This window comes from Fibrobacter sp. UWB10 (assembly GCF_900182935.1).
Taxonomy (GTDB): domain Bacteria; phylum Fibrobacterota; class Fibrobacteria; order Fibrobacterales; family Fibrobacteraceae; genus Fibrobacter; species Fibrobacter succinogenes_O.
The window spans coordinates 1-13773 of record NZ_FXUE01000008.1; the positions used below are offsets into that span (position 1 = coordinate 1).

Annotated in this window: 5 protein-coding genes; 4 read left to right on the top strand and 1 reads right to left on the bottom strand. The window is 41.2% G+C overall.

Annotation, left to right across the window (positions count from 1 at the left end; translation table 11 throughout):
• From QOL41_RS14050 to QOL41_RS14065, 4 genes are all read left to right on the top strand, one after another.
• Nucleotides 1-189, top strand: a 189-nt coding sequence (locus tag QOL41_RS14050) for a hypothetical protein (RefSeq protein WP_283430266.1), incomplete at its 5' end; no start/stop codon positions are given.
• Nucleotides 190-386: 197 nt separating this feature from the next.
• Nucleotides 387-9821 (top strand): Tc toxin subunit A-related protein, encoded by a 9435-nt coding sequence (locus QOL41_RS14055; protein ID WP_283430267.1) that lies wholly within the window; start codon nt 387-389, stop codon nt 9819-9821.
• Nucleotides 9814-11028, top strand: coding sequence for an FISUMP domain-containing protein (locus QOL41_RS14060; protein ID WP_283430268.1), 1215 nt, complete (start codon nt 9814-9816; stop codon nt 11026-11028). The genes QOL41_RS14055 and QOL41_RS14060 overlap by 8 nt, the downstream gene beginning before the upstream one ends.
• Nucleotides 11029-11051: 23 nt before the next feature.
• Nucleotides 11052-12488, top strand: a complete 1437-nt coding sequence (locus QOL41_RS14065) for a glycosyltransferase (RefSeq protein WP_283430269.1) — start codon at nt 11052-11054, stop codon at nt 12486-12488.
• A 421-nt stretch (nt 12489-12909) separates the two neighbouring features.
• Here the strand turns inward: QOL41_RS14065 and QOL41_RS14070 are convergent, their stop codons facing one another.
• Nucleotides 12910-13464 carry a hypothetical protein gene (locus QOL41_RS14070; protein WP_283430270.1) on the bottom strand — a complete coding sequence of 185 codons (555 nt, stop codon included), beginning with the start codon at nt 13462-13464 and terminating at the stop codon, nt 12910-12912.
• Nucleotides 13465-13773: the final 309 nt, after the last annotated feature.

Below are 13773 nucleotides of genomic sequence, written 5' to 3' on the forward strand. Positions count from 1 at the left end.
AAGGCCACCCTCGACAAGGACGAAGGCTGCATCCAGTTCATCAACGCCGTGAACAGCCACATCGACCAGAAGAAGGTGCACCTGAAACTTCGCAAAGGCAAGGGCAAGGTTACCGAGACACCGGAATCCCCCGAAACGGCGGTAATCGAACTCCCTACCGAAACGAAGGACGAGGAAAATGCCGCATAGTACTTATCCACATCGTATAAACAGAACTGCTCCTGCCTGACGGAATGTCCGGCAGGAGTTTTTTTTGTGTTTTTAACTTAAACACGCAGAAAATCGTATCAATTTTGTAAAGAAATAAAATACATCTCCCTTTTTGTGTCGAAAAAGTTTAAATTACTTTGTAAAGTTGTGTAAAAATCACATCTAAGGAGTGTATTATGGCCTATCCTGTACCCGAGGTTTGGACTGTTTCTGGGACTCTCAACAAGAACGGGGTCCCGTTTTTTGAGGGTAAAGTTTATGCCGACAACTTGAATAATAACGGCCAATTTGAGCAAATAGCAGAATCGGGTATTTCCGCCGACGGCTCCTTTACGTTGACTTACTCTCGTGGAAATTTTCAGAATGGCGACGAATCGCTTGAGTTCCCCACGATTCGGATTCGTGTAGAAGATTATCAGGGCAATAATCTCTGGACCTCCAATACTTATAGGGAGCCAAGTTCAGCATTGAAGGTGGGGGCAATTGATATCCTGAAATCTCCCGACCAGAATGGCGATTGCCGTATTTTTGGAACCGTGAAAAATGAGCAGGGTGACATCCTTGCGAATATAAAGATAATTGCCTATTGCCTGCATTTTGTCGATACCTCTGTTGACGGTGAAGCCCCCTCGGGATATTTTGAAAAAATAATTTTGGGTGAAACTCTTTCTGGTTCTGATGGTAAATATGAGAGACGATATAGTTCTTCTTTGCTGCCGGTCGGCCTTCTGCTTGATTCGAAGGAAGACTACGGAAAAAACAAGGTGTCTCTTTATGCGGAAGCCTATGAGAAAAAGGGTGGAATATATTATCACAAATCGACCGAGCACCTTGTTTTCAACGGAAAAACAGAACAAGAGATAAACTTCACCCTAAAGTCACAACAGGAAAGCTTTGAGTGTGAGTATGCGAAGCTTGATTCCATGCTTCGCGTGTATAGGAATACGGTTGATTCCTGGTGCACAGCACCGGTAAACAACACGAAAAAAATCAATGCTATTAACGCTTTCTTGAACTCCAATACGGTGTTCCCTCTCGTTGCAGGCCGCGAGCGTATAGTTGACAGCAAGGTTCACGCCTATTTTACTGCATACAGCATGTTCCTTCAACTACAAAAGCGCGAACTTGAAGGATATAGCAATTTTACTGCTAAAGAGGAGAACTGCTGGCTTGAAATATTCTTTGCGTTGGCTCTGAGAGAGGACGTTTCTACGCTCTACAAATTGACTAAAGCAAAGCCGACTATTATCCAGAAAACGTTGTTTGGGGCCGTATCCGATGGACTGATTTGCCCAACTGATACGACGCTTGTCTTGGATCTTTGGAAAACTTTGGTAAATGGCGGAACCCTGCGGGGCGATGAAGACGACGATAAAAATGACGCTCTTACCATAAGCCAGTTGCTCAGCCTCTACATCAAAGAAGATTTAACTATTGAATATCCCAGCACGGAAAGCGAATCTTCCACTGGAGACGATTCGGAAAACGAAGAAAAAGCAAAAGAACTACCGCACTATGTTGCCGTAGAAAATTTTGATAGCGAAGATTCCACAAGCGAAGGTGAAGACCCGGATAATGACGGCGAAGGAAATAATAATGAAAATCCGCTAGAAGAAGATAATCAGCAAGAAACTCAGGAGCCTGAATCTGCACAAAATCTTTACGACAAACTGCTAGACGCTTACTATAGTGTAGGGGCGGATGTCGATGCGTTCATTGAATTGCTGCAAGAAAATGCCTTGGTTGAAAATAACGAACAGGCTGAAGGTGATGCAAATTCTGAGCTCGATGCAGGGGAAAATGAAGCGGATTCGAATGACGAAGAGTTAGACATTCAGATTGAATCGGATGAAAATATACTCCTTCCACAAGAAATCGTTGTTCCGCAATTGACACAGGAAGAAATTTCTAGATTAAAAGCCGTTTTTGACCTTAACGAGTTCTTTGAAAAGTTTGCTCCTGGGATTGTCTGCACTTATCGTTATGTGACGAGAAAAGAAAACTTTGATTTTTGCAAACTCTCGGACCTGTTGCGTCTTGCTGACACGGACTGGGAAAATATTGTAAATGCAATAGCAGAAGAATATTATGTTCTCTATTGCTATGAAAGCGAAGAAGATGATGATGACGATAATGCGGATGATGAACAGACTGAACAAGAGCCGAATTCTGGTGAAACTCCGCAAAATAATGATGAGCCTGAAAACACCCCTGTTGAAACGACTGAAACGATTCCTCCATGTGCATTGCCTGCAGAGTTTCCGGGCAACAATGTGGAACTGAAAAAGGTTATTTATGCCCGCAAACTTTCAGAGCAGGTTATAGCATGGTTCCCGCAACAAGCCTTGTTATGGGATTTGAAAAAACGTTTTGTAGACTCTAATTGGGAAAAAGTCTGTGAAGAGCTAATGACTGCTAAGTGGGAAAAATTCTCGCTTTCCGATACAGACTTAGGGGAATACGTTGGCGGGGATGATTCTTTCTTTGATATTGCCGGAGTCGAATTAGAACCAGATCCGGAGCCTGTTACGTTAGAAGAAGATGAACTTGATGAACCGACAGGTGATCAAGGAAATAATGATGATCAGAATCCCGAAGAGCCTAATGCAGGAGAAGATTCATCTGAATTAAGTGAAGATGAGATAAGAGACAAAGTAAGAAAACAGAATAAAGAAAAAATCTTGCAGTTGCAGCGACTCTATCACCTGACCGAAAGCGCTAAGGCAATTGCCTACCTCATCAACCGTGACTTTAAATCCGCCTACCAGATTTCTACAATGAGTGAAAGTGAGTTTATTGCCCGACATGGTAGTGGTATTGGAAAGGTTGCTGAGGCTAGGAATATCCATAGGCTTGCCCAAAATTACATGGCAGAGGCTTCACTTAATATTCAGGCGTATGTCACAAGTACTGTTGAAGAGTCTGTTGACGAAGATTTTTCTGACGAAGATAATGAATCTTTAGTTCCGCAAAATGAACAGAATGGACAAGAAGTTCAAAATGAGACTCTTCGAGCACTTCCGCGGGCACTTCCTAAAGCCAAAATGTTGAAGGCATCGAGATCTACGGTCAGTACAAATACTGCAAAGATTCGCGAAGCAACCCGAGATACTATAAATTGGGCAGGATTGTTCGGTAACGTCAACTTCACGAAAGCAACACAGGGGCAATCTATACTCAGTGCCTCTGCATATTATATAGATTTGTTGAAGTTCTTGAAGAAAAGTTCCGCATATAGCATATTCGTTGGCCGTCGTCCTGACTACCTTGACTTGCAATTGACCAAGGCAAATGCGGAAATCCCAATGCCGACGATTGACTTGGGAATAGAATTGTTGGAATGCCTGGTTGATGAGGATTTGGATAGAGGCCGGAAGGCAAGACTGGTTGCAAACAATAATCCTGATGGGGTAACTGCGGCAGAACTAAGGGCGGAGCCTCTTGAATTTAAGACGAAAATTGGGTCTTCAATAGATACAGCTGCATGCAACCTTTTGGCGACAAAAATATATCCTTTCCAGTTGCCCGCCAATTTTAGCCGAGACAAGGCAAAAAAGATTCTTTCTAACTTGTCGCTGCATTTCTATGATATTGCTGAGGCATTGGAATTGAATGGAAATGATGCTAATGCCTGTAGAGAATTACGTCTAGACTTTAATCAGCGCTGTCTTGTTGACTTGTTGAGTACAGATTCTGAAAAACAAAGTGCTCTCTCTCAATTTAATAGCCAGTATAATACTTGGGATTTGTGGGGATTGAAGGAGCTTGCTAATAAGGTCTTGTACCCTGACAAAAATTATACTTCCGCAGGAACCTACATTGGAATTTTGCGGCGTGTTGCGATATTCATGCAAAGAACGGGTTTCACTATTCAAGATTTGAATGAAATCTTAGCCAATGAAAACTTTAGTGATGTCTGCTACAGATCGAAAGATTCAGAACTTTACCAGTTGTCGAATATCAACGGTTATGAATTTGCTGGGAAAAAGGTATTTGATAATGAAACTGGAAAAGAAGTTGAGATGCCTGTTGATTGGGAATCCTTCTTTAGGAAAATGGCCGTGCTTGTGCACAGGAAGAATATCCTTGGTTGGTCTCTTTCCGATGTACTTTTGACATTTAATTTGCCCCTTGAAAAACTTGATGTGATTTGCGAATTGATAGGTCGCTACGGAATCTCCGTGCAAGATGCTCTTGTCTTGGGTGGCGAACAGGAGGCTTCCGCAAATTTCATTAATTCTATTTATCAATTGCCAAATCTGTTAGTAAGTGTGAATAAGAAGCAAGACGGATATCGCCGTACTGTTCTTAAATTGTTGACTCAAGGGCTAAAATTATCAGAAGATGAGTCGATAAGTGTCTACGGCATGATAGATGTTGATGAGAACGCTTCTCTTTTGGAAGGTCTTTTCGAATGTTATCGATACACCCTTATTGCAAAAACATTTGGCGTCTCGCTCCCAAATTTAGATAAAATTATAAAATACGGTGTATGGACCAATAGTGATTGGCACAGTCTTGAAGGAATAAGAAAATTCTCCGATGAATGGCGCATCCTTTCGGGAACCTCCATTGATGCGGAATTTTATCTTGATCTTCTTGCTCCCATTAGTGAAGATGAAAATCAAGCAGCAAGGGACTTTGCAGCAAACATAGCTGTTGCCGATCTTGGGGATAGGAATGTTCCAGAAGGTCAATGGGAAAATAATCTAAATCTTTTAGTGGGTGCGGAGTTTGGCATTGCTGAAGAGGATTTTGAAACGCTTATAAAACTTAATGAGGCTTGGATTCCGTTTTATAATGCGTTCTCTACCTATTACAGTAATTTTCATATATGGGAAGAAGCTTTCAAGAATGATGAAAACACGGAAATTCAGGAACCCGAATATCCCGAAGAACAAATTTCTGTATATGCTGACTTTGCAAGAAAAATAAGGGTGTTTAATTATATCCAAACAACGCATCAGGGTGTAAACTTGGATGATAATTTGTTTATACAAATAGATTCAAATTCTTCCATATCGCCTTTAAATAATATGTGGAAGTTGATTTACGCCAATTATACGACAGACCGATTGCTTTCGGGTGAGTTTAATTTAGACCTTTTGTCAAATTTGATGAAAAACGAGAATGAAGGCGATTGGGAAAAACTAGAAGACCTTTTAGCGATTGATGGCAATACGATTGAAAGATTAAGGGATGATTCTTTTGGCATAGTCGATTCTTCATACACTAGTATCCAAGGCTGGATTAAGTTTGTAAAAGCATATGAACTATATGCCAAGACACATTGCGTTCTTTCTGATTTGGAACAACTGCTGTACGAAGATAATGCCGGCTTCAATGCTTATGTATTGTGTTTTGAGCAAACAATAAAGAATAATACCAAGGAATCCGAGTGGCTCAAATTCGCTCAAGAAATGAACGACGACTTGCGCAAGAGAAAACGCGATGCGTTGGCTGCGTATGTATGTTGGGATTCTTGTTTTGTCCCGACAAACGATTCTGAACCAAATTCTGAATATGTAAGTCGCTATCCACAGCAGTTTGTTGACGAAAGTGACATCTATGCCTATTACCTAATGGATGTGAAGATGGAACCTGACATGACCATCTCTCGCATTGTTCAGGCGACGGCGTCCATCCAACTTTTTGTTCAACGAGCAGAACTTGGCTTGGAAGGCCAAAATGTTTTGACAGATGAACAGCGCAGTGAATGGGAATGGATGAAGAATTACCGCGTGTGGGAGGCGGCCCGCAAGGTGTTCCTTTATCCTGAAAATTGGATTGCATCTGATTTGCGTGATGACAAGACCCCCTTCTTTGAAGAACTGGAAGACCGTATCCAGGAATTTTCTGATGACCATGTAAGCCTTGAAAACGCCCTGTATGAGTATCTTGAAAAAGTTCGTGAGGTCTCAAGTATTGAAATTATCGGTGCGACAAAGGAAGATGGTGGCAATGAGGGTGGAATCCTTTACACTCTGCACATTGTTGGCCGCACACAGGGGGAACCCCATACTTATTACTACCGCAAATACAAGGCGAAAGCGATTCTTTCGGGAGAGTGGACTCCGTGGGAACGACTTGATGTGGACATTCCGTCCGAAACGGTTGTTCCGGCGATTGTCAACCAGCGCCTTTATCTTTTGTGGCCTCAGGTTACAATGGGGCAGCGTAATCTTGAGGCGGCCTCAGAGGGTGGTCTAGAGACGATAGAATACTATGCGCGAATCCAGATTTGCTGGACGAGTTACACGGGAACCAAGTGGACGGGGACCCGTATGACGAGCAACGCGTTGATTGATGCGTCAACAAATCAACTTGATTTCGCTCTTGGAGATAATGAAAAAATTGATGACCGTTATAATTTAAAGACGGTGTCGTCGCAAGATAGTGTAGCGGTTTCTGTTATTAAGACAGCGTATCATTATCAGGAATACGAAGAAATCATTGGATCTACTGAAGTTATGGATGGCTCGACCAAGGCGAACAAGGTGACCAAGCGAGTCTATGACAAGAGCCGTCAATTTTTCAAGCGAATTGCTATTATCACAGTCAAGGCGGATGGTAGCGATTTGTTGGAACTTTTTACAGCGGATTATCAACCCATAGACGATTTTGCTCCAGAACGCACAAAACTTGTCCATGGAGTGTTTACCGAAGTTGATGAGTTTACATGTGGAAATAAGGGCTTTAATTACCCCGAAGATAACGCGGTCCTGAACTATACACCTGGGCTTTTCCGCATTGTTGCAACAAACCTGTCTATGTTGAAATTAGGCGAGGACGACAAGGCGGAAGATTTGCCGTTCTTCTATATGGATGGTCGCCGAACCTTCTTTGTGCAAGCGGTGCCGAAAGACGGCAAGGCTAATTCGAACCAGAAGAATTATAGGTTTGAATTGCTATCGCATTCCTTGGTAGATGACTTCTACAAGCGTTATCGTGATGGTGGAACCAAATGGCTCTATACCCGCGAAACGCAGGCTTTGCCGATTTCGGACAGCTACTATTACTCCTACTCGTATTATAATTACTATTTCAGCGTTTACCTTGGCTATTATATGGCGGGTGATTGGCAGGCATGGGACTTGAGCCAGACCATTTTCCGCTACAATTACTGGCCGAACAAGGCTAATGTTGATGGACCGTATCCCGCACCCATGGTAGATTTTGTATGGGGCGGTGCGAACGCCATGTATAACTGGGAACTGTTCTTCTATGTTCCGATGCTCATTGCCGAAAAGATGATTGCGGAACAAAGTTATGAAGAAGCCCTCTTGTGGTTGCAATTGGTGTTTGATCCCAGAGAAAGATACTCATCCTACGAAAGAACTAAGGATTTTATTCATGATTTGCCTAAGGGAGCTCGTTATTGGAAATTCCTTCCGTTCTTTGCAAATAAGGATGCCGACAAATCCGTTCTGGAAATGTTAGGACTTCCGACCAAGCAGGACAAACTCCCTGACCGTTCCGCACTATCGTCGCTTGTGGATAAATGGAAAAATGATCCGTTCAATCCACACTTGATTGCCCGCTACCGCAATGTGGCATATCAAAAATACGTGGTAATGAAATACCTCGATACCCTTATTGGCTGGGGCGATCAAGAATTTTCGAAGGATACCACGGAATCTGTAAATCTTGCAATCCAGTTCTACTTGCTTGCCGCGGAATTACTTGGCCCCAAGAGTCCAGAAGCGCCTGAACCGGAAGCCCTTTCTCCTTTGACGGTGCGTCAATTGCTTTCAAGAACAGATGACTTGGGCAACGCCTTCATTGAATATGAAAATTCAGCATTAGTTGGCAAGGATAAGGCAAAAGTCTTAAGTATTCGAGCAATGGATGAACGAGCAAAGCGCACAGGGAATATCATTGAATCTATGTTCTATTTCTCTGTGCCTAGAAACGATACCTTGTTCTCTTATTGGGACACGATTGCTGACAGGCTTTACAAGATTCGCAATAGCCTAAATATTCAGGGTGTAAAGCGAACTTTGGCTTTGTTCGCTCCGCCGATTGACCCGGGAATGTTGGTGAAAGCTCGCGCAATGGGAATATCGTTAGATGCAATTCTGAATTCGACGAGCGAGAAACTGCCGATATATCGATTCAATGTCATAGTCAAACTTGCAGTCGATATGGCTAAGGATGCTTGCCAGATGGGCCGCGACTTGCTTGCAATCCTTGAAAAACAGGACGCAGAACAACTGCAAGTGTTCAAGGCTAAATGCGACAAGGCTGTGGTTGCCGAAAGTAAGACCGTCCATGAAATGGAAGTGAAATCGCTTGAAGCAGAAAAGGTCAGGCTTGAAGAAAAGAAGACTGCAAAACAGAATACTTCTAAAAAGCAGAAGGCGATGCACCTTGTTTCAACAGCCGAAAAGAAATATCAGAAACTGATGGAAAAGGTTGCAAAGATTCAGGAAACGGTCGAAAAAGTCCGCAACATAGCCTCGGCAACTTTCAAAATTCCTGACTTTAAATACGGTTCCGTGGTAAACGCTTTCGGAGGTCCACGATTCGACATAGAATCTTTGGGTGGAACGAAACTTGCTGAAAATCTTGTGAGTGCGGCGGAAAGTTATGCAGCAAGGTTTGCGCAACGGCAACTAGACGCGGCAAAGACTAAGTTGCAGGCGGAATTGGAACGTCGCAAGAAGGAATGGCTGCTAGAAGACGAAGTGGCTGATGCCGAAGTTGTTGAAGTCGAAAAACAGGAAATCGTAAACGAAATCAAGACTCAACAAGTCGAGAAAAAACACAAGAGTATTGAAAACGAAATTCTTCGCTCTGAACAGGTTTATGAAGTTCTAAGCGAAAAGTTTACGAACAATGATTTGTATATTTGGCTTGAGAAGGAACTCGGAAAGGTATTCAAGCAATACGTAAAACTTTTGCTTGATGTAGCCAAGATGGCTGAACGGGTTTATCATTTTGAGATAGATGGCAAAATAACTCCTGTTTGCGACTTTATAAAAAATGATTACTGGGATAATTTCCGTAAGGGTCTGCTCGCTCCAGAACGAATATTGCTTGATTTAAGGCGGATGGAAAAGGCCTATCTTGAAAATGATGTGCATGAAATGGAAATAACTAGACCGATAAGTTTAAAAGAATTACAAAAAAAGGCCGATGATTATCAAATTATTGACAATCTTTATGTAAATCCTCTAAATAAAATTCGTGAGGACGGATTTTGTAATTTCCAATTAACTGAAGAGTTTTTTGAGAATGAATTCTCGAATTTGTCATTCTTGCGTATAAAAGATATCCGAGTATATGTACAATTAGACGCAGCGACCTCTTTACCTTATCTCAATGCCAAATTGACGCTTACTGAAGCGTCGATGTACAAAAAAATAGATGCTGCGTTAAAAACATCAAATACATCAATGGTAGCAAGTTTGGTTCATGAAAAAACAAATGAAGTTTTTTCTTCTTATAATTCAGATAAAATGGGAATTTTTGAAGGCTGCGGAACAGTCTCAAAATGGGCCTTGGAGTTGAATGGTTTAACAAGAGAAAATGATGAGGATGATTATCCAATAGACGATGTGATTGTTTATTTGACATATACTGCAAGAGAAGGAGGCGGAAATGCATAAAAAAATCAGGTTTTTATTATTTTTTCTTGTAATTCTTGTGGCCTGTTCTGAAAACGTCTCATCACCACAAGATTCGCAAGAATATAGCTCAGCTAACGAATCGACTCCAATGTTTTTTTCTTCGAGTTCTGCAAAGAGTGAGGAATCTTCAAGTTCGGAAAAACATATAGAATCCAGCAGCAGCGAAAAGAATGAAAATAAATCTTCGAGTTCTGCAAAGAGCGAGGAATCTTCAAGTTCGGAAAAACATATAGAATCCAGCAGCAGCGAAAAGAATGAAAATAAATCTTCGAGTTCTGCAAAGAGCGAGGAATCTTCAAGTTCGGAAAAACATATAGAATCCAGCAGCAGCGAAAAGAATGAAAATAAATCTTCGAGTTCTGCAAAGAGCGAGGAATCTTCAAGTTCGGAAAAACATATAGAATCCAGCAGCAGCGAAAAGAATGAAAATAAATCTTCGAGTTCTGCAAAGAGCGAGGAATCTTCAAGTTCGGAAAAACATATAGAATCCAGCAGCAGCGAAAAGGTTGTAGAAAGTTCTTCAAGCGACGGAATCGCCGAATCGAGTTCTAGCGAGTATTATAAATTAAGTTGGGATTACCTGAATTCTTCTATTCCCTATGACACGATTATTGATTCAAGAGATGGTCAGGTGTATAAAGTTGTAACTATAGGTAGTTTAATTTGGATGGCAGAAAATTTGAATTATTATGATACAATTCAGTCTCCTGATTTAAAACGACACTCTTGGTGCCTAAATGATCGAGTTGTCAATTGCGAACATTATGGTAGGTATTACGATAATCCGATTGCTTTGGATTATGACTCAACCCAAACATCAGCAGTGTATAAACGTTACATGAATGAAGAGGGTGGGTATGATTCTTTAAGTGTAGTGGGAGTTTGTCCGAATGGATGGCGAATTCCTACTCGCTCAGAGTGGTTGCATTTGGATTCGTCCTGCAAAGTAAGATCTGCCCAATGGAATGGGGAAAACTCTTGTGGGGTGTCTATTTATAATAGTGGATATAGATATTTATATCAGGATTCTGTATCGTATTTTCGTAATGGAGCGTATTTTTGGACAGCTTCATACAATTCTTCAGCAAAACCATCAACTATTGTTTTTGAGAAAAATGGACTAAGTGGGGTTTATGGTATTTTTCGAGGTAGCGGCTTGTCAATACGCTGTGTAAAGGATAATTAGTTTTTTTTTGAGGAAAAAATATTATGGCTGACAAGAAAAAAATCCTCTTCTGGCCCGATGTCTATAAAGAACAGGGCCACTGGCTTCCAACCCTCGCATGGGCTGATCGCTTGAATTCAATAAAAAATAGCAATAGTGAAAAGGTATTTGATGTTGAATACATGGGTATTGCCGATTGCGAAGAATTAATTACTTCTTACAACAAGAAGAATGGAACAGATTTTAAATACAGTAATATCTTCTATGTTCCCGAAGACACGAAAGAGTCCATCTATCCTCCTGGCTATACAAATGAGTTTCGGACAACTCCTGAAAATAGGTGGAAAACAGACCATATATGGGCACTTGCATATGCAGGATTTGATAATCATGAAAACATCGTTAAGGCCGGAGCCCCAGAAGATTCGGTCATATACAAGAATGCCATTGAATTTAGAGAAAGATGGAATGATATTAAACCAGATTTAATGGTTTCTGGGTATTTTACAGCATTAGAGGCGTTAATTATCTATTATCATCATCAATTTGCTTCGGATGTTTTTACCAGCAAAACAAAGTTTGCTCTATCTACAACATATCTTAGACATCCTAGTGATAACCCTGCCGCGCACGCTTTGCAAAATTTGATGGCGTTTACACCAGATGAGCAAAGAAAATTGATAAACATGGTGGCGAAGGATTTGTGCGATCCCGATGACTATATGGTTGATCACGGAATTACGCTTGAAAAATTTGTTGAGCCGCTAAAGAGTTTTCCTGAATATATTCCATGTCCGCAGCAATTTGATTATGCTCATTATTCTCATGGCGGATTGGTGTCGTATGGAGAGCCCTGCATTACCAAGGAACTGGAAGGTATAGAGGATGATTCCTCGGGAATTCTGTGGGATGACATTCTAAGCAAGGATAAAATTATATATGTAACGGCTGGTTCACAGGTGCTGGATTATGCGGAAAGTGCGTTGTCGTTGTTTATGTCCATGATTAACGCAATGCAGTCTTCGGATATGAAGGACTACCATCTGATTCTGTGTGTTGGCTCGACACTTATTCAAAATCATTGGGAAGAATATGACAATGTAACAGTTTGTGGTTGGGCTCCACAAAGACAAATTCTTGAGACCATTGCTGCAAAAGAAGATAAAAGCAGTTGTGCCATTATTCATGGTGGTCTTGCTACAATCAAGGAATGTATATACTATGAAGTTCCGTTCCTTGTGCTGCCGCTGGGAAAAGACCAAATGGACAACGCCTTGAGATTGGAAGACTGCGGTATAAAAAATAGATTTCATATAGAATATGTAAAGCCCAAATGCTTGCGTTATTTTATCAACCAGATTTTGCAAGATTACACATCTTTACTGAACTTGAAAAAATTAAGTGGCCTTTTCCGCATGATGGAAGCGAAACACCCGACAGTATGGAACATTGCTCAATATGCGCTAAAAGAATCGAAGTAATGGAGAAATTGGTTTCTTTTAGAAATGCGTTAGGGATAGTGACCCCTTGGGGCCGAGACCATGGTCTCGGTTTTAGGAGGCGGGCAACAAACGAAGCGAAGGTGGCCGCCCCTAAAATATAGTCCGACCCACGCCAGTGGGGAACGCCCATAGACCACTCCCCTACCGCAGAAATCTAAGCCGGTCGGAAATTTTTAGACGGTAAAAGCGCGGTTCCTTAGTTGAAAAACTAAATTCAACATCAAGAGGAACCAAAATGAACAACAACGAAATGAAACCGGCCAGTAGCCGCGAAAGTGGAGAGCTATAAGAAGGCGTAAGCCCGCAGGATATCATTCTGGAGGCTCGCAGAGCCGATAGAATCCAAAAAACTTAAAGGCCTCGGCAGTGCCGAGGTCTTTAAGTTTGTTTAATCCAGAAATTAATGAAACTTTGTTTTCATATCAAGAGAATCACCTCTCCCATACTGATCCATATAAAACAAAGTCCAAAAAAAAGTCGAATCCTTAACTACTTGAGCATCATCTAATTTTTGCAACTGATATGAATATTTATTTAAATGCGGATATTCAATACGAACAGCACAAGGATCTGTTACATACAGTTCCGATGATTGCAATACATATTTTAAATCTATCCCAGCAGGCAACCCTTTTTGGGAAAGCTTATAACTTGACACGATTGTATCTGAAAGAGCTTTTGAGCCAGAAAAACGAACTGCCGAAAAACTTTTTCTTACGGCATTAGTGTCAAAATTTGGGACTTCATAATACGGTAAATAATCAGTTATTTTCTTTTCACCATAATTGATAAACACTGTATCCAAAGTACGAGGACGCAAAATGCAGTTTTCTTCTACCGTATGACAAAAGAAAGAATTTGTTTTTATTGTACAATCGGACAGATAACCATCTAGTGGAATAGTCAAAGTATCGCTATTGCCTAGTGTATAAGGACCGGAGCGAAGAGGGCGCATACACCAAGGAAGAATTCTTGAGCCAGATGAGGAACTGGTAAAAAATTACGTGCGCATCAAATACTGATTTTCTTGCTATAGTCTAAATTGGTTATGTTGTTTGATATTCGTCCAAATGTAAAAGCAAAATCAGTGTAGAATCTACACATCGCCGTGACACAACTTTTACAAAAAACAATGCAACCCAGACAAAGTTTTTAGTTAGTTTGTACTTAATTACACTTTGTCCTTAATTTTTGTTTTTTCGTCGGAAACGGGCATTTTGGGTGATACGCTTTTGAAATTTTGGCGGTATCTTTGAAGACAAGG

What these genes read in the sequence shown, in the direction of transcription:
- QOL41_RS14065 (WP_283430269.1), top strand. Translation starts at nt 11,052, where the DNA reads ATGGCTGACAAGAAAAAAATCCTCTTCTGGCCCGATGTCTATAAAGAA.
- QOL41_RS14060 (WP_283430268.1), top strand. Translation starts at nt 9,814, where the DNA reads ATGCATAAAAAAATCAGGTTTTTATTATTTTTTCTTGTAATTCTTGTG.
- QOL41_RS14070 (WP_283430270.1), bottom strand. Translation starts at nt 13,464, where the DNA reads ATGCGCCCTCTTCGCTCCGGTCCTTATACACTAGGCAATAGCGATACT.
- QOL41_RS14055 (WP_283430267.1), top strand. Translation starts at nt 387, where the DNA reads ATGGCCTATCCTGTACCCGAGGTTTGGACTGTTTCTGGGACTCTCAAC.